Raw genomic sequence first — 20,189 nt, 5'->3', positions numbered from 1 at the left:
GTAGTATAATAATAAACAACTGAGGTCATATAGAGGATATATCGCCTTAAGCTCCAAGAAAATGAAAGGAGTATCTGAATATGAATGCGTTTTTGGAATACTTAGTAAAATATGTACAGTTGCTTAGAATAAGTGATTTAATTGACATATTGATAGTTTCGGTTATAGTGTATTATCTTATAAATTTAATTCGTGAAACAAGAGCAATGCAACTTGTAAAAGGTATTATATTTTTGTTTATAGCATTCTTTTTAAGTCAGTGGCTGAAACTTAATGCTTTAAACTATATTTTAGGCGGTGCAATGCAAATCGGTGCATTTGCGGTAATCGTAATATTTCAGCCCGAATTGCGTAATTTGCTTGAAAGAATGGGGCGTTTCAAAGTCGGACGTATAATTGATTTTGCGTCGGACACTACAGAGGACGATTTACACAGGGTTATAGATTCGATTGCACAAGCCGCCGCGAATATGTCGGCGACAAAGACGGGTGCGCTTATTGTAATGGAACGTGCAACGCGATTGGGTGAATATATAAGTACGGGGACAATGCTTGACGCGAATGTATCAAGCGGACTTTTGGAGAATATATTTGTACCGAATACACCTTTGCATGACGGTGCGGTTATAATAAGGAATAATAAAATTGTGACAGCCGGCTGTCTTTTGCCGCTTACCGCAAATAATAATTTATCAAGAGATTTGGGTACGCGTCACAGAGCGGCGATAGGACTCAGCGAAGTCACAGACGCAGTTATTATAGTGGTTAGCGAAGAAACAGGCAAGATTTCCATAGCGTTAAACGGCTCGCTTACACGTAATCTTTCAAGAGAATCGCTTGCAAAGGCACTTAAAAAGATTATGAGTCAAAAGCAGGAAACGAACGAAAAGATAGATAAGATTATGTTTTGGAGGACGAAATGACGGAGAAGAAAGCGAATGTAACGAATACTCAAAAGCTGAAAACCGTAATACTTTCGGTTTTCCTTGCAGTAATCGTGTGGTTTATGGTTATATATGTGAATGATCCCGATATTACGACTACCGTTTCGGATTTGAATGTAAGATTTGTCGGTGAAATGTCGCTTAGGGATAAAAAACTTGCGGTGACCGGTAAGGATAAAATTCCCGAACTGTCAGTTGTTGTAACGGGTAAACGAAGTGACCTTATGAATTTTATGGACGATATATATGTTCAGGTTGATGTCAGCGATATTGACGCAACGGGTGAATATAATTTGTCGGGAGTGATTTCAATTCCGACAACGAGAATTTCAGTTGAAAAGGAAAAGTACGGAGATATTCCGATTACGGTTGAACCGCTTGAAATGAAAGATATTGAGGTTACTGTAAAACAGACCGGTATGCTCAAAGACAAGATAGTAAAATCGTCTGTAAATAATCCGACTGTCACAATAACAGGTGCAAAAAGTGAAATAGACGAGGTTGCAGGTGCTATTGCAACGGTTGATGTGTCAAGTATTCAAGAGGACGGCGTGGAAAACGTGAACTATCTTCTGACGGACACAAACGGTGAACTTATAAACAAGAATGAAACGATTGAAAGTGCACGTTCTTATGTGGAGGTTGTAAATACGATATATGACGCAAAACTTTTGCCTGTTGTGCCGAGACTTTCGGCAGAGCTTGACAAGGAATATATTTTGAAAGCGGATAAATCTTTTGCCACACCTGCAAGCGTTACGGTTGGCGTGGACGAAACTAATACGGATGATAAAGTCATTGCACTTATAGATAAAGTTCCGTCAGACGGTTTCGGCGAATATGAACTTGAATTGTCAAGCGGTATGTATATACCGGAGGATAATAAAAAAGTCAAGTATAAATTGGATATAGTAAAAAAAGCCGTTGCACAGCTTGAACTTACCGTACAGGCACAAAATGTACAATCAGGTTTGACGGCTAAGATAAACAATAAACTCATCGCACAGGTTTGGGGTGAGGAAGGAAAAATTACCACAGATAATGTAAAGGCTTACGTTGACGTAAGCGGACTTGGAGCGGGAACATACAATTTGCCTGTAAAAATTGAAGGTGAAAATGTTAGTTTCGCAGAAAATTATACAATAGAAGTTACTGTAGAATAGGAGAATAAATAAATGGCAGATAAATTAGTAAGAGGAAACAGTATGGACGGTGCAATCCGTGTTTTTGCGACGGTGACAACCGACCTTGTGAATGAGGCACAGAGAATACATCATACTTATCCGGTTGCAACGGCTGCACTCGGCAGATTGCTTACAGGTGCGGCAATTATGGGTGCGGCAGGATTGAAGAATGAAACAGACAGTATGACGGTTCAGATAAAGGGCGAGGGTGAAATTACAAACCTTGTTGCCGTTACGGATTGTCACAGTAGGGTCAGAGGTTATGTTTCAAACCCGTATGTTGACAGACCGCTTAACAATAAAGGTAAACTTGATGTCGGCGGTGCTATCGGCGGCGGATATTTGAGTGTTGTACGCGATTTGGGATTGAAAGAGCCGTATGTCGGACAAATTCCGCTTGTATCGGGCGAAATTGCGGAGGACTTGACATATTATTATGCAAAAAGTGAGCAGATACCTACATCGGTTGCACTTGGCGTGCTTGTTGATACAGACAACAGCGTAATAGCGGCAGGCGGTTTTATGATACAGCTTATGCCGGAGGCTACCGAAGAAATGGCAGTTCAGCTTGAAGATATATTAAAGGAGTTGCCTCCTGTTACGACAATGATTAAAGAGGGTATGACTGCGGAGGATATTCTGTTCAGAGTAACGGAAGGATTTTCGATGGTATGTGAAAACAAGGCGGTTGTACCGGAATATAAGTGTACGTGTTCAAAAGAGCGTATGGAAAAAGCACTTATTTCAATAGGTAAAAAAGAGCTTGAAGAACTGATTGAGGATCAGGGGGAAGCTGAACTTACTTGCCAGTTCTGTGATAATAAATACCATTTCAATAAGAAAGAACTCGAAGATTTATTGGAAAAAGCAAAATAAATAAAGAATTTAGTAAAAAATGCTTGACAATCCGAGAGAAAATCTATATAATATTTGAGGTGTCTATTTTTATGATAGGAATAAAGACGGCTGATTGGGGCCGGAATTAAGCAGAGGAGGTGCTGTAACAATGAAAAGAACATTTCAACCGAAAAAGCGTCAAAGAGCTAAGGAACACGGTTTCAGAAAGAGAATGTCTACTAAGTCAGGCAGAAAGATTTTGGCTAGCAGAAGACAGAAGGGCAGAAAGAAGTTATCTGCATAATATATGAAGATGTAGGCAGGAAGCGGGGAGGAATTCTTTGCTTGTTGCCTTTTTTTCATAATAAGACAAATGAGGTTTAATATGAAAAACACTCAAAGTTTAAAACTCAACAGAGATTTCAGACGTGCATACAAGGGTGATAACTTTGTCGGAGGATATACCGTTGTATATATGAAGAAAAATAAATATCAGTTTAACCGTCTTGGTTTGAGAGTCGGTAAGGCGACCGGTAAGGCTGTTACGCGAAATCGCTTGAAAAGGCTTATGCGTGAGAGTTATCGCCTTATGGAAGATGATATTGAAAAGGGTTATGACTTCATAATTGTTGCACGAAACAGAGCTGTTGGAAAAACACAGTCGCAGATTCAAGGCGATATTAGGTTTGCTATGAGAAAGCTGGGACTAATTAAATGAAAAAATTTTTAATCGCATTGATTGATTTTTACAGACACCAAATTTCACCGTATAAAGGCGGGGCGTGCTGCCGGTTTGTCCCGACCTGTTCACAATATGCAAGAGAGGCAATAGAGAAATACGGTGCTTTGTACGGGACATATCTTGCCGTAAGAAGAATATTGAGATGTCATCCGTTTCATAAGGGCGGCTATGACCCTGTACCCGATAAACATAAAGGCAGCGGAGAGGAAAAATAAGACATATGTTTGAATATCTTATTACACGACCGATGGGCTTTATAATTGAGCACATCTATAATCTTGTTTCAAATTATGGTCTTGCGATAATTATCTTTACGATTCTTATAAAGCTGATTTTAATTCCGCTTAACATACATTCGCAAAAGGCTATGAAGAAACAGCAAAAAATACAGCCGCTGATGGCTGAACTTCAAAAGAAGTATGCAAATGACCAAGAAAAACTTCAGCGTGAAATGATGAAGATTTATAAGGAAAATAATATAAGTATGACAGGCGGCTGCTTGCCTATGCTTATTCAAATGCCTATATTGATTGGTCTTTATCAGGTTATTCAGAAACCTCTTTCATACCTAGCAGGTGTTGATTGGGCTAATGCGTCGGTTATTAACGAAGTTATCCGTCTAAAGGACGCAATGGTAAATTTGGGATATAACATTGGTAATCTTGCTAATGCTACAATGGAACAGCTTGCGAACAATTCGCAAATCCAGCTTTCAAAGTGGGCAGGTATTGTCGGAACACAGGGAACGGCTCTTGAAGGTGTTTCGGGCGGAGTTCACCCTTGGGTATTGAATTTCAATTTCCTTGGTCTTGACCTTTCAAACGCACCGTCAGCGGCTTTCGGACATATTATGGCACTTGATTTTTCAAATATGAGTGTTATATTATTGCTGCTAATTCCTGTTTTGGCGGTTATTGCGTCGGTAATTTCAATGAAAGTTACTCAGGCACAGACAGGTCAAAATCAAAACACAGAAGGTCAGGCTGCTCAAATGACAAAGTCAATGAATCTTATGATGCCGGTAATGACAGCGTTCTTTACAGTTACACTTCCGGCAGGTCTTGGATTGTACTGGATTATAAGCTCAGTTGTACAAATTCTTCAGCAGTTGATACTAAATGCTTTTTTAGATAAGAAAGGGGAAGAGATCGTTGTCACAGTTCCAGAAAAGAAACAACAGCATAGAAAAAAACGCAAAAAATAAACAAGACGCAATCGAACTTGCATTAAAAGAGCTTAACGCAAGCAGAGAGGATGTTGAAATAGAAGTTCTTGACGAGGGTTCAAAAGGATTTTTGGGAATAGGTGCAAGAGATGCACGTGTTAGAGTAACTCTTATAAAGAGCGAAGAACCTGTAAATGAAACTTATGTTCAAGAAAAAGAAGAAGTAGCAGAAACAGAAGTTAAGCCTGTAAAGCGTGAGCCGAAAGTGAAGAAAGAATCACTTGGCGATCCGGCTGATGACGCTAAGAAATTCCTAAGCGACATATTTAACGCAATGGATCTTGACGTTGCCATTGACGCAAAGATGGAAGAACAGTCTGTTTCAATCGACCTTTCAGGCGAAAATATGGGTATTGTAATCGGTAAAAGAGGTGATACTCTTGACAGCTTGCAGTATCTTACTTCACTTGTTGTAAACCAAAGATCAGATGATTATATCAAGGTTTCAATAGATACTGAAAATTACAGAGAAAAACGTGCGGAGGCATTGTTGGCACTTTCAACACGTCTTGCCGATAAGGTTACAAAGACAGGTAAGAAGTTTACTTTAGAGCCGATGAATCCGTATGAAAGAAGAATAATTCATTCAAATCTTCAAGACAGCGAAACAGTAACAACTTATTCTGTAGGTTCTGAACCGTATCGTAAAGTCGTAATTGCACCTAAGAATGCAAAGCCTTACGGTAAGGGCGGTTATAAAAAGGACGGTTATAAAAAGAGAGGTCCTAAGCCGCACAGAAATCATTCGGATAAGCCTGTTGCAGAAAAAACAGGAAGTTACACAACAACTTATAAAGCTGACTTCAAGCCTCAACAGCATAAGGCAGAATACAAGAATTTTGAAGATTATCTTGCAGGTCACAGTGATGAATTTAAAGGTGAAGAATAAGTATAAAAGCTATCGCATATTTGCGGTAGCTTTTTTGTTGACAAAAAAGTAAAAAAGATATAATATGAATACATAATTTAAGTGTGAAATGAGGGGATACGATGGAAAAATATTTAGAGTGTCACGGAACAAAAATGTACCTAAAGGAAATGACTCCTGAAATAGAGTTTTTATTTAAAATATTTGCAGGTAACTTCAAAACAAAAAAATGGGTATTAGATAATATAGATTTTATAATTAAAATAATGACAGATAGATTGCCGGAAAAATATAAAAAAATAACTAAGCGTATATATGATTTACCAAAAAACAAACAAGAAGATGAATTATTAATATATTTAGATTTTGATTATGATGAAGATGTAGCAAAGCTATTTAGAATGCTAAGACATCCAATGAGAAGTAAAATTGTAAAAGGAGTTTTAGGTAGTCATTGCAATGCAACTTCGTTAAGATTCGTATATGAAGAAATTTTTGAAGAAATAAAGCACCTTTTAGAATATGGTCATCTTGTTACTGAAACAGTATATTTAAAAACAATAATAGATAGATATAAATTATCTATAAAAATTGAAAAACATGAGTTAGATGCTGATTGCAATCAAAAAAGTGAAAGTGAGCTGGATGAAAATTTTACGTCTGTAACTTTTTTTCATGACGGGGAAAGAACAGTATACAATTATTTCGGATATGCGCAAGAAAAAATTATAAAATCGATGTTTTGGAATATAATGAATATTTGTAATAACAAGGAATTATTAATCAAATCTGATAGCTTTTCATCAAAACTACGTCATTTTTTACTGCTCAAAGGATATTTATATGTGGAAGATGTATTTCAAGATATAGAGATATTAATTCAACAGTTTATAAATTTTGATGAAAACGAGTGTGCAGATGAACTGAAACATTTAAAATTGGTTAACGAGGAAAGAGAAGATGTAGATGTAGATGTATATAGAATCAATGACGCAGTGAAAAATAAAATTGAGAAATATTCAGAGGTTCCAACAGTTATGGATTTTATAAATGATTCAAAAGGTGAAGATGCTGAAAGTGATATTGTAGAATTTGCTGAAAGATTGAAAGAAGATTTTGCTGAAAGATTGAATGATGATGAAGATGAGATAGATGACATAGATTTTGAGGAAGATGATGAGATATAGATAAAGATTAGCCTAATAAATGATTTAGTAAAACGACGTGTGAAAAGTGTTAAAAATGTATCAAATTGACAAAACAAATATAGCATAGTATAATAAAAATAAAGTACCAAAATATAAGGAGCGGAGATATGAAAACGGAATTTGTGAGATACCTCGAAAGACTATCGGAACTTTATCCGACGATAGACAAAGCATCTACGGAGATTATCAACTTGCAGTCAATCCTGAATTTGCCAAAGGGAACGGAACATTTTCTTTCTGATATTCACGGTGAATATGAGTCGTTTTCGCACGTTTTGAGAAACGGTAGCGGTGCGGTCAGAAAGAAGATTGATGATGTATTCGGGCATACACTTGGTACAAATGACAAGAGTGAGCTTGCGTCACTTATTTACTATCCAAAAGAAAAAATAGATTACATAAAAAGCCTTGATAAAGATACGGAAAATTGGTACAAAATAACGCTTTACAGGCTTATTGAAATATGTAAGGTGGTTTCGTCAAAATACACGCGTTCAAAGGTCAGAAAAGCACTTCCGCCGGCATATGCGTATGTTATCGAAGAACTTATAACGGAAAAACCTGAGGTTTTAAATCGCGGTGCGTATTATGACGGAATAGTGAATACAATTCTTGAAATCGGTGCGGCGGAAAAGTTTATTATCGCAATAGCGGAACTTATACAACGACTTGTCGTTGACCATTTGCACATAATAGGCGATATATACGACAGGGGCAGCGGAGCGCACAAGATAATGGATAAGCTTTGCTCTTATCATTCACTTGATATTCAGTGGGGCAACCACGATATTCTTTGGATGGGTGCGGCTGTCGGCAATCCTGCTTGCATTGCAACCGTTATCAGAAACAGTATCAGATACGGCAATCTTGACGTTATCGAGGACGGTTACGGAATTAATATGATACCGCTTGCAACGTTTGCTATGAGTGTGTATGCAGATGATGACTGCAGTTGTTTTGAAATCAAAAATAAAAAGCACTCATACGAAACGGAAATAGAACTTGAAATGAAAATGCACAAGGCAATTACCGTTATTCAATTCAAACTTGAGGGACAGCTTATACAAAATCACCCTGAATTTGATATGAACGAAAGGTGCTTGCTTGATAAAATTGACTTTGAAAACAGTACGGTAACTATCGGTGAAAATGTTTATAAAATGAAAGATGTCAATTTTCCTACAATTGACAAGGAAAATCCGTATAAACTTACCGAACGTGAAGAAGATATGATGAATAAACTTTACAGCGCCTTTGTGAAGTGTGAAAAATTGCAGAAACATATGCAGTTAATGCTGAAAAAAGGCGGTATGTATAAGGTTTATAACGGTAACTTGCTGTTTCACGGTTGTGTGCCGATGAACAGTGACGGCAGTTTTAAAGCAGTTAATGTGAACGGCAAGGAGTACAGCGGTAAAGATTTGTATGACGCCTATGAGGCTTGCGTGAGAAAAGTGCTTGTTTCAAACAATAAAAAGGAAAAAAGCATCGGCGGTGATATTTTGTGGTATCTTTGGAGCGGTTCGGGTTCACCATTGTTTGGTCGTGACAGAATGACAACGTTTGAAAGATACTTTATTGAGGATAAAACTTCACATCACGAAGAAAAAAATGCGTATTATGATTTGATTGAAACGGAGGACGCGACAAACAGGATTTTTGAAGAGTTCGGTCTTGACGGAACAGGGCATATTATAAACGGTCACGTTCCCGTACATCAAAGCGAGGGTGAAAATCCGCTTAAATGTGACGGTAAGGTTATAATGATTGACGGCGGTTTTTCAAAGCCGTATCATAAAGTGACCGGAATTGCCGGATATACTCTTACATATAATTCATATGGACTGACATTAACGGCACACGAGCCGTTTGAATCGGCGGAACAGGTTATTCAAAACGGCAAAGATATTGTGTCCAACCAAGTCGCCGTGCAGCACGCATTTAACAGAATACTTGTCGGCGATACCGACAACGGTAAGAAATTAAAAGAAAATATAGCCGATTTAAAGGAGCTTATAGAGGCGTATAGACAAGGTATTATAAGCGAACGAGAAAAATAAAACATCATTATAAAATCAGATGGTGAGAAATTAGTTCGCAAAAAGTGCACAGGCAAGCCGTATCTCAAAGATAGGCTTGCCTGATGTTTTTTTATAGTTGAAATAATATTTTGCACGTTCCGGACAATTTGTCGGTAATCTGATAGACAAAACCGTTGCGGTTTTGTCTATTTTATTATTTTAGTCCGTTGTTTTCTACGAGATTTTTAAATTCCTTCAGCTTATCAAGTGTATTCACACCTGTTCCGCGGTCAAGAATTTTTTGCTGCATTTCGGCGGAAAGTGAGTTGAAATATTGTGTTGCCTCAACATTCGACGAAATAAGCTGACTTATATTTTCGCAATCCATAAAATCACCCTGTAATAGTATGTGCGAATAATTACGAATTATGCGATAAATTGTTGCTTGCGTTTATAGGTGTGCTGTTTTTGTAATTTTTGCCGAGTATCAAAACCGACAGAAACGGTATTTTCCGTATTATGAATTTTGACACGACAATCGGAATAAACAATCCCAACACAAGTACCGATACACAGCATATAACAGTCGGAAGCGGTGAATATGCGAGCAGTATTCCCATCAATCCCGACACAAGAAACGGTGCGTGCATAAGATAAATGTCATACGAATACATACCGAGTGTTTTTAATAATCTTTGCGGTGCTTTGTTTTGAAGATGTTTTGAAATGTTGCATACCGTCATAATTCCTGTTACGGACGAGATACTTCTTATCAAATACAGTACACCTTTCAAAACACCCGACGGCATTTGTGTAACGTAAAAATAACTGTACAGACAGTTGGTAACAACGAATATCACTGCGGTGACAATAGTGTTAATTGATTTTTTGTTGCCGGTGCTAAACGCAATTCTTGCAAGTGAGAAAAACAGTAAATCGCTTGTTACATAGTCAAGTATTCCGTAATAATGCACATATGCTTTTGAAATATACAATCCGAGAAGTACAATAAGCATTGGTTTTGATTTCATAATTTTCGGAATAAGTATATTCACAAGGAATACAATAAACAGTGAAAAAACAAACCATAAATGCTTGTCAATGTGGTTATTGTATGTAACAATTTGCAGAATTGCGTCTTTTAAACCGACTGACGTATATCCGCCGTTTTCAAGAACTTTTGCAAGCAGTGGAATTTTTAACGAAAAACCGATAAATAAATATGCAAAGGTTGAGAATATCAAATACGGCAACATCAGATATTGTAATTTTCCGAGTATGAATTTTCCTTTGTTCGTGTAGTGAGGAAGTCCTTTTTCAAACAAATACCCCGATAAAAAGAAGAATAACGGCATATGAAAATTATATATAAATATCCATAAAAAGCCTGCAAAACCTGTTTCGCGAACCTGAGGAACAAGTGTATGACCGAGTACAACGAGGATTATTCCGATACCTTTTGCAATGTCTATCCAATCAAGTCTTTTTGTATTCATAGCGATTAACCTTCCTTGATTATAAATTATATGTATGATTATATAATAGTTGTAACAATAGTGTCAAGTATTGTTATTTGATTTGAAATATTAAATTTGATATAATTGATACACATATTATAGTGGGAGGAGTCTGCCTTGAAGATATTGTTGGTAAATAAATATCTGTACCGAAAAGGCGGTGCGGAAACTTATTTTATAAAATTAGGCGAATATCTGAAATCACTCGGCAACGAGGTTGAATATTTCGGTATGGCAGATGAGCGTAACTGTGTAGAAAATAGGGTAGAGGCATATACGGAAAACATTGATTTTCACAAAAAATCGTTAAAGCATATTACTTACCCTTTTAAAATTATTTATTCGGTTAATGCAAGAAAACAAATCCGCAAGGTGTTAAGCGATTTTAAACCGGATGTTGTACATTTGAATAACTTTAATTATCAGCTTACGCCGTCAATAATATATGAAATAAAGAAACATAATATACCGATTGTTTACACCGCACATGACGTACAGCTTGTATGTCCCAATCATAAATTAAAAAATGATTATACGTACGGTCTTTGCAGAAAATGTGACGGCGGTAAGTATTTTGAGTGTGTAAAAAATAATTGCGTACATTCTTCAAAAATACGCAGTATTCTTGGAGCGGTCGAGGCTTGGTACTATAAATTGCGTCATACATACAAAATGATAGATTTAACCGTCTGTCCGTCTGAATTTATGGAAAAAGAAATCAGCCGTAATGATGATATAAACGGAAGAACGGTTACGATGTACAATTTTATTGACGAGATAAAACCGTTGGGAGCAGAATGTGAAAATTATGTTTTGTATTTCGGCAGATATTCAGAGGAAAAGGGAATATTAAACCTTGTTAAAGCGGCAAAGAAACTTAGTAATATACCGTTTGTATTCGCGGGCAAGGGCGAACTTGAAAATGAAGTGAACAGTGCGGATAATATTAAAAATGTCGGTTTTAAGACAGGCGATGAATTAAGGAATATTATAGAAAAAGCGTTGTTTACCGTACTTCCTGCCGAATGGTCGGAAAATTGTCCTTTTTCTGTTATGGAGTCGCAGAGTCTTATGACTCCCGTACTCGGTGCAAAAATCGGCGGTATTCCCGAACTTATCAATGACGGCAAAACAGGCATACTTTTTGAAAGCGGAAACTTGAAAGAGTTGACTGAAAAGATAGAATATTTGTATAACAACAAAGAACTTTGCAGACAAATGAGTGAAAATTGCAGAGATATAAAGTATGACACAATAAAAGAATATTCCGAAAAACTGATAAAACTGTATAAGGAAGTTACAAAATGAAAATCGCAATGATAGGACATAAAAGAATACCGTCACGCGAGGGCGGTGTTGAAATAGTTGTTGAAGAACTTGCTACAAGAATGGTCGAAAAAAGTCATAGCGTGACGGTGTATAACCGAAAAGGGAAACACGTTTCCGGCGGTAAGACCGTTAATTTGAAAGAATATAAGGGCGTTAAGATAAAGAGTGTACCGACGTTTGAAAATGGTAAACTCAACGCAATAGTTTATTCGGTTATAGCAACATTTCTGGCACTTTTCGGCAGATATGACGTTATACATTTTCACGCCGAAGGTCCTTGTTCGATGATATGGCTTCCGCATTTATTCGGAATACATACCGTTGCGACAATACACGGACTTGATTGGCAGAGAGCCAAATGGGGCGGATTTGCCACGAAATTTCTCAAATTCGGCGAAAAAACGGCGGCGAAATATGCAGATGAACTTATTGTACTGTCTGAGGGAACGCGTGACTATTTCAAAGAAACTTACGGCAGAGAAACGGTTTTCATACCGAACGGAATAGATGTTCAAAATGAAAAGAAAGCCGATATAATCACAAAAAAATACGGTCTTGAAAAAGATGGATATATATTGTTTCTTGCAAGAATTGTTCCGGAAAAAGGATTGCATTATTTGATAGACGCATTTATGCAGACGGATACTGATAAAAAACTTGTAATTGCCGGAGGAGTAAGTCATTCAAGCGAATATGCAAAACAAATTCACGATATGGCAAAAGACGACAGAATAATATTTACCGGCTTTGTCGAGGGGGACGAGCTTTGGGAGCTTTATTATAATTGCAGAATGTATGTACTTCCGAGTGACGTTGAGGGTATGCCGATAAGCCTGCTTGAAGCAATGGCTTGCGGTTGTGAGTGCCTTGTAAGCGATATAGATACTGCAAAAAACGTAGTAGGGGAGTATGGGTATACATTTAAGAAAAGTGATGTAAATGACCTTAAAAACAAGCTGTGCGAAATACTCGGCAAACCGAAAGCGGATAAGGCAGAGCAGATTGAATATGTAAAAAACAATTACAGTTGGGACGAAATTACGGACAGAACATTGGAATTATATAAAAAATGATAAATGACGGAGATTTGTTTTCTGTCAAAAAGGTGAATTGAATGAAAAAAAGAATTTCACTGTACGTCAGAAGTGTATTGACATTTTTGCGTATAGTAATAACAAAAATATTTAATATAAAAGGTTTTCGCTCTGCATTTATACAGGATTTTTCGATTACAACAAAAATATCTGTAAATGAAAGAGGGAAGATTTTATTAAAAAAGCATATACATACTAAACGTAATGTTATTTTATGTGCAGAGGGAGGAACGCTTGAAATCGGCGAAGGGTGTTTTTTCAACAACGGCTGTATGGCGGTTGCAAAAGAAAGAATAACCATAGGAAATCGAGCGGCATTCGGTCCGAATGTGCTTATATATGACCACGACCATGACATATCATCAGCTGAAAGCATACACGACAGCGGTTATAAAACGTCGCCTGTCGTTATAGGTGATGATGTGTGGATTGGTGCAAATACAGTTATACTTCGCGGAACGGTAATAGGGCGTGACTGCGTTGTCGGTGCGGGTTCGGTGCTGAAAGGCGTATATCCCGCAGGCAGTGTGATAGTGCAGAAACGAACTGAAAATATTTATGAGAAAGGGCGTGTAAGCGGTTGATTATAAACGGTGAAAAACGAAAGATAGCAATGGAAATTGCGTATATTTTAATGCTTATGTCTGCGGCTATGGGTGACCTAAAAGTGTTTTCCGTTTCCCAAACCCGTATGATGAAAGCGATAAGTCTTTTCATTGTTGTTATGGCTGCGGCGTACCTGTTTATATCAGGACGGTTGGAAAGAGTTAAAACGGCGGCAAGCTTTGTCGGTGTTTACGGCTTTGTCCTTATCGGAATTATCGTATGGTCGATATTTTTGTGGATAATCAACATTGAATCTATCGACTTCATTCTGCGTGGCGCATCGAAATTTATGTATCAGTTTCTGGTGCTGCTCATTATTTTCTCCGGTGCATATTTGTTCGGAGAACGAGCGATATTTACTACATTTTACGGACTTGCGGCGGCAAATATGCTAATGGTCGTGTACAACTTGGGCGTGTACGGAATATCGGACAGTATAAATTCCGTAATTGCAATGCTTATGGGCAGTGATGCACAAGAAGGTTTTGCAAGGGCAATGGAAATACACGATATTACGTTTACATACGGCTTTTTCATAATATACTTACTGTTTTTTGCACAACACACGAAAGAGAGAATATTATGCCTTTTGGTGTCAATATTCTTCTTCATACTCGGATGGAAAAGAATTGCACTTTTGGCTTTGCCGGTTGCGTTGTTTTTCGGATTGATTATGGGGCGAATGAAACCTAACAGACGTATCGGATTTATGAAATTCATCGGTTGGTGTGCGGTTATCATTTCGTTTGGGTATGTGGTTGTAACAAAAACAGGTGCATTTGAATACATAACGAATTACTTCGGCATAGATACAATGGGTAGAAATGATGTGTACAAGTACATTGAAAAATACTATCAGATAAGCTTAGGTTTTATGGGGTACGGATTTGAGTACACAACAGTAATTTTACAGAAAATTATGGTTGACAATCCTAACGCACATATCGGTGTCGTTGCACTTCACAATAACATACTTACAATTTACATAGAGCTCGGTTTCTTGGGATTCTGGGCATGGATGATATATACTTGGGTATTTCAGGTTAATTGGATGATAAATCACTGGGGAGAAAAAACAGGTATGCTGTTCTTCCTCTGTGAAATGTACATCTTTATAACATACACAACAGATAATACATTATACTATTTCTTTACAAGTCTTGTACTGAGACTTATGCCGCTGGCTTATGCGTTCCATATTCCGACAACACAGGATATAAAGCTGTGGCCATGGGTAAAGGAAAAAAAATAGAGCCTGTCGACAAAATGTCGGCAGCTCCAAAAATCACATCATAGATGTAATTTTTGGGTATTTTCAGAGAAAAAATCAAAAGTTCCTCCAAAGTCGAAACTTTAGATTTTAAGCCATTTCTGCCGCACAGGTCGTCAGAAATGATTTTTACTTGAGGTTGCACCTCAAACACCCTAAAATAAAGTCGACAAAACCATAAAGGTTTTGTCTGCAATCCCAAAAATGGTTAAATACAGAAAACTATTATTGGAATTGATGGAAGAATGTGATAAAATATAAAGTAGTTATGATATTTTAAGATTATAAATTATAGTTGGGAGAGAGAAGATGAAAAAAATGTGGAAAGGTCTGCGTCGTTTCTTTAAGAGAAGTGATGAGAAATTTACAAATGTGAATTTGGAAGACACAAACATATTCAAACGTATTCTTTTTATAGTGCTCAGCAATATAAAAACGATAGTCGTACTTATGTGTGTGTTTGTATTTATATCTCTTATCGTGACGTATACAGGCAGTTTTAACAAGAAAAGCGTAGTGTTGTCGCTTAACTATGAGGAAGCGTCAAAGGGGCAGAACCCTAACCTTACACGTTACAATGTCTATGAATTAAAGTCTGACAGAGTAATGGAAAGGGTAATCAGTAATGCCGGACTTCAGGACGTTTTGACACCGACTGAACTTTCGGAACATATTGATATTGCCGAAAACAGCAGCGGTAAGACGATAGATCCTAACGATTCAAGCACTTACTATATTTCAACAAGCTATACGGTTTCGTACAGAATGAACAGGGAGATTAAAAATATTTCTGTTGACGATATGATGACGCTTATTTGTAAATCGTATAACGATATGTTCCATGAGGAATATGTAGGTACAAAGTCTGTCCTAAAGTACGACCTTGGCGATATTGAGGGTAAGGAATATATCGAAATCGCAAAGCTGTTTACAAACAAATCGGATCAAATGCTTAGATATATTCAGCAAAGAATTGAAGAAAATGCTACATATCGTTCAGACATAACCGGTCAGAGCTTTCAGACTATAAAGAAAATGATTCAAAATGTTCAGAATTACAGTATTAAAAAATACAGTGCATTCGTACTTGAATCGGGACTTTCAAGAAACAAAGACCACTACATAAGAACATTGAATTATAAAAACGATATGCTGAATATAAACTACCAGAAATTTATGATTGATTATAATGTCAGAAAACAACAGGTACAGGACTATGATTCGGCAATGATTGGTACGGTTATGGTGCCGTCAATCAACGAAAAACAGGAATATTATATGTCGAGAACAAATACGGGTACCGACTACCTTACAAAAGAGGCTGATTACAGTCTTTCGCAAGGTAATGCGGTTGACCGTGACATTATCGACAACAACGATATAATCGCAAAAGTAAACGCGTCAACGGCTGATGAGGAAAGCTATAAAAAAGCCGATGAGCTTATCAAAACAGTTGATGAAGAATTAAAGCAAGTAGCAAATACTGCTGACACAACCGACAAGGAGTATATCAAGCATACAACAAAGGATTACTTGACGTTTACCGAATATACAGGCTCGGGTAACAAGATGTTTATTCTTGAAACGGTTATCGGAACTGCTGTAGTATTCTTTATTATACTTTGTGCTGTATATTACGTTATAGACGGATATATCAGACGAAAGGAGGACGGCAGATATGAATAAATTTAATTTGCTTAAATATCTTAGTAAATGGAAATATCTTATTTTTGCTGTCTGCGTACTCGGTGCATTGATTGTTTACAAGTATGCCATGTATAATCAGGAATATACAGCAAGTACGGTTATCAGTTATACCGGACAGAATGCCGCAGACGGAAAAACTCCGAGCGGTGACGATATAGACGTTACGGAAATTTATTCGGCGGCGGTAATAACCAATGTTTTGGAGGACCTTAACTTGAATATCGGTGCGGACGCAATCCGTTCAAAATGTAAGGTTACGGAAATTATCCCTCCGGACGAAGAAGTTAAAAAACAGGCTCTTTTGGAAGCCGGTGAAGAATATACTTATTTCCCTACAGACTATGTTGTGTCGTTCTCTGTCGGCAGTGAGTACAGCCAAGATTTTGCAAGAACCGTGCTTGATTCGATAATCAAGAATTACTTCGCAACATACGGTGAAAAATATATCAACCAACAAACATTGCCTAATAATAACGTGCGCGGAACTGACGGTCAGTATGATTATATTGAACGTGTGGAAATCCTTGACGCGTGGGCGCTTAATATTTCCGACTATCTTGCGGCTAAAAAGGAAACTCAGCCGAATTACAGAAGTGCGGAAACGGGATATTCATTCAGTGACTTGTATGAAATTTATAAGTCATATATAGATTACGATATTCCGCAGATTTATTCGCTTATATTGGAACAAGAGGTTACAGGCGATAAGGAAACTCTTATTAAGAAGTATCAGAGTGATATAAGTACATATGAACTTGATTTGCAGAATATGGAGGAGAAAATCAACGACTTAAATGACCTTATTACAAAGTACAGTGATAAGAATAAAGAGGGCGTTGAATATCACTACGGTACACAAAGTGACGAGGGCAATGACGCAAGTGACTACATCTTGAAGAATGTGTATGATGAATGGAATCAAGAGGACGGTCACGTTCAGAGTGAAACAACATACGATACTCTTATTAATGAGTACGTGGACATTGAAACAGAAAAGGAAAAACTTGAAGTTGACCTTGAGCATAAGAAAAAGCTGCTTGCCGTATTTACTGACGGCGCTCAATCGGATGATATGAGCAATAAGGACGAAATCGAACAGAGCCTTGAAGAACTTTCACAAAAGCTTGGTGATATGTATTCAAGTGTTTCGACAACTGTTGATGAATACAACCAATATATCGGTGCGTATAACGTTTCAACACTTTCGAGTATTTCGACAAGTGAGAAGATTAATGTAAAAATGTATATCGTTCTTGCGATTATCATATTCTTCTTCGGCGGTTGTATCGGTGCTATTATACTCGGCCGTTCAAAAGACTTCCTTGATTATATTATGTACACTGACCGTAAGACAGGGCTTCCGAACAGAGCAATGTGTGATATTGAGATTGAAAAGTATGCAGCTGATAAGCTTAAAGACTCATTTGTATTCTTGCTTATTAAGCTTGATAACTTGAAGTATGTCAATGACAAGGGAGGACGTGAGGCAGGCGATGCACTTTTGAAAGTATTCGGTAAGGTGCTAAAGAGAGCCGCGTCAAGTTACGGATTTGTCGGATATAACGGAAGTGACCAGTTTATCGGTATGTTTGAAGAGTGTACCGTTCAGCGTGCAGAGGACTTTAAGCAGTACCTTGAAGAACTTGTGCATTATCATAATGTACAGACGCCTAACGTTACAATGCAAGTAAGCGTAGCTGTTTCGGAAACAAATTCAGAGCAGATTTATGATATAAGAAAACTTATGGGTGCTACATTCCGTAAAGCTTCTGCTCAACAGCCAAGACGTGAGGCTGAAAATAAGTCGGAAGATAAAAAAGAAGAAAATAAAGAAGAAAATAAAGAAGAAAATAAAGATAACAAATAATCGGGGAGGATACGTTAATGGCAGAGAGTGAACAAACTCAAGTAATTCAGCCGAAAAAGAAAATGGGATTCGGCAAAAAGCTGATTATAATTTTAGCTGTTATAGTTGCATTTTTGGGCGTATGCTCGCTGATGATTGTTCATCAGAATAATCAACTTGAAAAGAAATTTTATCAGGTAAAATCAAATAAAGTTGTAGATAATATCCGAATTGTGGCACTTGCCGATTTGCATTTAAAGGAATTTGGCAAGGACAACGAAAAACTTGTGGCTGAGGTTAAAAACCTCAGTCCGGATATTGTCGCAATAGTCGGTGATATGAATTTGGAAAGTCAGCCGGACAATTACAGCAGTGTAATATCACTTTGTAAACAGCTTAATGAAATTGCACCTGTGTATTATTGTCTTGGTAATCACGAAATTGACGCAATGCTTTTCAAAAATTCCAATATATATAAGGATATTAAGGCGGAAGGTATTAAGATATTCAATAATGAAACCGAAACCGTCAATATCGGCGGAACTGCTATTGATATAATCGGTTTGACGCAAAATCCGACGGAGTTTGATGAATACGGAAAAGATTTCTTTGAAAAAGCAATGAGTGCGGACGATAATTTCAAACTTTTGTTGACGCATTATCCGGAATATTTCTTGGGTAAATTAAATGACTATGATATTGACCTTGCAATTACAGGTCACGCACACGGCGGTCAAGTCAGACTTCCGTTTATAGGGGGACTTTACGCGGCGGATCAAGGCTTGTTCCCTAAGCTTTGTGACGGATACCACGAAGACGGTAACAGTAAGTTCATCGTTTCACGCGGTTTGGGTAAATCGGGAATTGTTCCGAGAATTAATAATAAGCCTGAAATCGTAATTGCAGATATAAGCTGGTATTAATGAAGGAAGTGGGGCGAATGAAAACAAAAGAGCTTAATAAAGGTGAAATTATTATAACATCACAAGATTTGCATAAACCGATATATGAATTTTTTAAAAGAATTCTTGATGTAATTTGTTCGGTTGTGGCTCTGATTGTTCTTTCCCCTGTTTTTCTGGTAACGGCATTGGCGGTAAGAAGTGACGGCGGACCTGCGTTTTATAAGCAGACAAGAGTGGGGAAGAATAATACTCATTTTGAGATGTATAAATTCCGCAGTATGTGTAAAAATGCAGAGAATCTGCAAGATGATTTGATGAAATATAATGAAATGGACGGTCCTGTATTTAAGATTAAGGGCGACCCGAGAATAACAAAGGTCGGTAAATTTATCAGAAAATACAGTATAGACGAACTTCCACAGCTTTTAAATATTGTTAAAGGCGATATGAGCATAGTAGGACCGCGTCCTCCGCTTGTAAGGGAGGTTGAACAGTATAATTCATATCAAATGCAGAGATTGCTTGTTACGCCCGGTTTGACGTGCTTTTGGCAGGCGTACGGCCGCAGTGATCTGTCTTTTGATGATTGGATGGATATGGATATGAAGTACATAAAACGTAGGAATATTTTCCTTGATATTAAACTTATCGTTAAAACTGTTTTTGCGGTTATTTTTAAACGCGGTGCATATTAAAGAGCGGTCTTTATGTGTGGTAATTTTGCGTTGTGGTATGTGATTTGTTTTCGTAGGGGCGACCAATGGTCGCCCTTTTTGGTACATTCAATAATCAGTGTACTTTTTTTCCGTAGGGGCAGTGCCGACGATGTCCATTTTTCTCGAATTATTTCATATGACGGTCTTTTGGATAAAGCCACCACTCCGCC

The 20,189-nt window shown here is 37.4% G+C and carries 19 protein-coding genes and 1 pseudogene; 18 read left to right on the top strand and 2 right to left on the bottom strand.

The features are described 5' to 3' along the window. The first annotated feature begins 80 nt into the window (after positions 1 to 80). From cdaA to ACSAMO_RS06320, 10 genes and pseudogenes are all read left to right on the top strand, one after another. A complete protein-coding gene (gene cdaA / locus ACSAMO_RS06365; RefSeq protein WP_022231028.1) occupies positions 81 to 923 on the top strand; it encodes a diadenylate cyclase CdaA in 843 nt (280 codons plus the stop codon). Continuing rightward, positions 920 to 2,107: a CdaR family protein gene (locus tag ACSAMO_RS06360; RefSeq protein ID WP_499210049.1), complete on the top strand. Its 1,188-nt coding sequence runs from the start codon at positions 920 to 922 to the stop codon at positions 2,105 to 2,107. The genes cdaA and ACSAMO_RS06360 overlap by 4 nt, the downstream gene beginning before the upstream one ends. Positions 2,108 to 2,119: 12 nt before the next feature. Beyond that, on the top strand, positions 2,120 to 3,004 hold the full coding sequence (gene hslO, locus ACSAMO_RS06355) for an Hsp33 family molecular chaperone HslO (protein ID WP_499210048.1): 885 nt from the start codon (positions 2,120 to 2,122) through the stop codon (positions 3,002 to 3,004). Positions 3,005 to 3,134: 130 nt separating this feature from the next. Beyond that, complete coding sequence (gene rpmH, locus ACSAMO_RS06350) at positions 3,135 to 3,269, top strand: 50S ribosomal protein L34 (RefSeq protein WP_022231031.1); 135 nt, start codon at positions 3,135 to 3,137, stop codon at positions 3,267 to 3,269. An 81-nt stretch (positions 3,270 to 3,350) separates the two neighbouring features. Then, positions 3,351 to 3,683 carry a ribonuclease P protein component gene (gene rnpA, locus ACSAMO_RS06345; RefSeq protein ID WP_022231032.1) on the top strand — a complete coding sequence of 111 codons (333 nt, stop codon included), beginning with the start codon at positions 3,351 to 3,353 and terminating at the stop codon, positions 3,681 to 3,683. Continuing rightward, positions 3,680 to 3,922 carry a membrane protein insertion efficiency factor YidD gene (gene yidD, locus ACSAMO_RS06340; RefSeq protein ID WP_022231033.1) on the top strand — a complete coding sequence of 81 codons (243 nt, stop codon included), beginning with the start codon at positions 3,680 to 3,682 and terminating at the stop codon, positions 3,920 to 3,922. Before rnpA ends, yidD begins: the two co-directional genes overlap by 4 nt. A gap of 5 nt (positions 3,923 to 3,927) precedes the next feature. Beyond that, positions 3,928 to 4,911 carry a YidC/Oxa1 family membrane protein insertase gene (locus tag ACSAMO_RS06335; protein ID WP_308455926.1) on the top strand — a complete coding sequence of 328 codons (984 nt, stop codon included), beginning with the start codon at positions 3,928 to 3,930 and terminating at the stop codon, positions 4,909 to 4,911. Next, positions 4,859 to 5,605, top strand: a pseudogene (gene jag / locus ACSAMO_RS06330) (RNA-binding cell elongation regulator Jag/EloR); the annotation flags it as partial. The gene ACSAMO_RS06335 and the pseudogene jag, both read left to right, overlap by 53 nt. Before the next feature lie 317 nt (positions 5,606 to 5,922). Beyond that, entirely contained in the window at positions 5,923 to 6,987 is a 1,065-nt protein-coding gene (locus ACSAMO_RS06325; RefSeq protein ID WP_499210047.1) for a hypothetical protein, read from the top strand. Between the two features lie 128 nt (positions 6,988 to 7,115). After that, on the top strand, positions 7,116 to 9,068 hold the full coding sequence (locus ACSAMO_RS06320; protein ID WP_412613461.1) for a fructose-1,6-bisphosphatase: 1,953 nt from the start codon (positions 7,116 to 7,118) through the stop codon (positions 9,066 to 9,068). A 175-nt stretch (positions 9,069 to 9,243) separates the two neighbouring features. Here the strand turns inward: ACSAMO_RS06320 and ACSAMO_RS06315 are convergent, their stop codons facing one another. Both ACSAMO_RS06315 and ACSAMO_RS06310 read right to left on the bottom strand, forming a co-directional pair. Further along, positions 9,244 to 9,417, bottom strand: coding sequence for a hypothetical protein (locus ACSAMO_RS06315; protein ID WP_022231037.1), 174 nt, complete (start codon positions 9,415 to 9,417; stop codon positions 9,244 to 9,246). Positions 9,418 to 9,448: 31 nt separating this feature from the next. Continuing rightward, positions 9,449 to 10,525, bottom strand: coding sequence for an acyltransferase family protein (locus ACSAMO_RS06310; protein WP_412613460.1), 1,077 nt, complete (start codon positions 10,523 to 10,525; stop codon positions 9,449 to 9,451). A 138-nt stretch (positions 10,526 to 10,663) separates the two neighbouring features. Between ACSAMO_RS06310 and ACSAMO_RS06305 the strand changes: the two genes are divergently transcribed. From ACSAMO_RS06305 to ACSAMO_RS06270, 8 genes are all read left to right on the top strand, one after another. Continuing rightward, on the top strand, positions 10,664 to 11,854 hold the full coding sequence (locus ACSAMO_RS06305; protein ID WP_412613459.1) for a glycosyltransferase: 1,191 nt from the start codon (positions 10,664 to 10,666) through the stop codon (positions 11,852 to 11,854). After that, positions 11,851 to 12,948, top strand: a complete 1,098-nt coding sequence (locus tag ACSAMO_RS06300; protein WP_412613458.1) for a glycosyltransferase family 4 protein — start codon at positions 11,851 to 11,853, stop codon at positions 12,946 to 12,948. The genes ACSAMO_RS06305 and ACSAMO_RS06300 overlap by 4 nt, the downstream gene beginning before the upstream one ends. A gap of 41 nt (positions 12,949 to 12,989) precedes the next feature. Then, positions 12,990 to 13,553, top strand: a complete 564-nt coding sequence (locus ACSAMO_RS06295) for an acyltransferase (RefSeq protein WP_412613456.1) — start codon at positions 12,990 to 12,992, stop codon at positions 13,551 to 13,553. After that, positions 13,550 to 14,827 carry an O-antigen ligase family protein gene (locus ACSAMO_RS06290; RefSeq protein ID WP_308455932.1) on the top strand — a complete coding sequence of 426 codons (1,278 nt, stop codon included), beginning with the start codon at positions 13,550 to 13,552 and terminating at the stop codon, positions 14,825 to 14,827. Before ACSAMO_RS06295 ends, ACSAMO_RS06290 begins: the two co-directional genes overlap by 4 nt. Positions 14,828 to 15,154: 327 nt before the next feature. Beyond that, the gene (locus ACSAMO_RS06285; RefSeq protein WP_499210046.1) at positions 15,155 to 16,531 is read left to right on the top strand and encodes a hypothetical protein; all 1,377 of its coding nucleotides are present in this window, start codon (positions 15,155 to 15,157) and stop codon (positions 16,529 to 16,531) included. After that, positions 16,524 to 18,419 carry a GGDEF domain-containing protein gene (locus tag ACSAMO_RS06280; protein WP_499210045.1) on the top strand — a complete coding sequence of 632 codons (1,896 nt, stop codon included), beginning with the start codon at positions 16,524 to 16,526 and terminating at the stop codon, positions 18,417 to 18,419. Before ACSAMO_RS06285 ends, ACSAMO_RS06280 begins: the two co-directional genes overlap by 8 nt. A 17-nt stretch (positions 18,420 to 18,436) precedes the next feature. Continuing rightward, a complete protein-coding gene (locus tag ACSAMO_RS06275) occupies positions 18,437 to 19,321 on the top strand; it encodes a metallophosphoesterase (RefSeq protein WP_022231045.1) in 885 nt (294 codons plus the stop codon). Between the two features lie 17 nt (positions 19,322 to 19,338). Continuing rightward, on the top strand, positions 19,339 to 19,998 hold the full coding sequence (locus ACSAMO_RS06270) for a sugar transferase (protein WP_117965223.1): 660 nt from the start codon (positions 19,339 to 19,341) through the stop codon (positions 19,996 to 19,998). Positions 19,999 to 20,189: the final 191 nt, after the last annotated feature.

The organism is Ructibacterium sp. SJQ-7, assembly GCF_054696575.1.
This window is presented reverse-complemented; position numbering and strand designations above follow the sequence as displayed.

Excerpts from the sequence above, each read along its gene's own strand:
- cdaA (WP_022231028.1), top strand. The coding sequence starts at position 81 with ATGAATGCGTTTTTGGAATACTTAGTAAAATATGTACAGTTGCTTAGA.
- ACSAMO_RS06360 (WP_499210049.1), top strand. The coding sequence starts at position 920 with ATGACGGAGAAGAAAGCGAATGTAACGAATACTCAAAAGCTGAAAACC.
- hslO (WP_499210048.1), top strand. The coding sequence starts at position 2,120 with ATGGCAGATAAATTAGTAAGAGGAAACAGTATGGACGGTGCAATCCGT.
- rpmH (WP_022231031.1), top strand. The coding sequence starts at position 3,135 with ATGAAAAGAACATTTCAACCGAAAAAGCGTCAAAGAGCTAAGGAACAC.
- rnpA (WP_022231032.1), top strand. The coding sequence starts at position 3,351 with ATGAAAAACACTCAAAGTTTAAAACTCAACAGAGATTTCAGACGTGCA.
- yidD (WP_022231033.1), top strand. The coding sequence starts at position 3,680 with ATGAAAAAATTTTTAATCGCATTGATTGATTTTTACAGACACCAAATT.
- ACSAMO_RS06335 (WP_308455926.1), top strand. The coding sequence starts at position 3,928 with ATGTTTGAATATCTTATTACACGACCGATGGGCTTTATAATTGAGCAC.
- ACSAMO_RS06325 (WP_499210047.1), top strand. The coding sequence starts at position 5,923 with ATGGAAAAATATTTAGAGTGTCACGGAACAAAAATGTACCTAAAGGAA.
- ACSAMO_RS06320 (WP_412613461.1), top strand. The coding sequence starts at position 7,116 with ATGAAAACGGAATTTGTGAGATACCTCGAAAGACTATCGGAACTTTAT.
- ACSAMO_RS06315 (WP_022231037.1), bottom strand. The coding sequence starts at position 9,417 with ATGGATTGCGAAAATATAAGTCAGCTTATTTCGTCGAATGTTGAGGCA.
- ACSAMO_RS06310 (WP_412613460.1), bottom strand. The coding sequence starts at position 10,525 with ATGAATACAAAAAGACTTGATTGGATAGACATTGCAAAAGGTATCGGA.
- ACSAMO_RS06300 (WP_412613458.1), top strand. The coding sequence starts at position 11,851 with ATGAAAATCGCAATGATAGGACATAAAAGAATACCGTCACGCGAGGGC.
- ACSAMO_RS06295 (WP_412613456.1), top strand. The coding sequence starts at position 12,990 with ATGAAAAAAAGAATTTCACTGTACGTCAGAAGTGTATTGACATTTTTG.
- ACSAMO_RS06285 (WP_499210046.1), top strand. The coding sequence starts at position 15,155 with ATGAAAAAAATGTGGAAAGGTCTGCGTCGTTTCTTTAAGAGAAGTGAT.
- ACSAMO_RS06280 (WP_499210045.1), top strand. The coding sequence starts at position 16,524 with ATGAATAAATTTAATTTGCTTAAATATCTTAGTAAATGGAAATATCTT.
- ACSAMO_RS06275 (WP_022231045.1), top strand. The coding sequence starts at position 18,437 with ATGGCAGAGAGTGAACAAACTCAAGTAATTCAGCCGAAAAAGAAAATG.
- ACSAMO_RS06270 (WP_117965223.1), top strand. The coding sequence starts at position 19,339 with ATGAAAACAAAAGAGCTTAATAAAGGTGAAATTATTATAACATCACAA.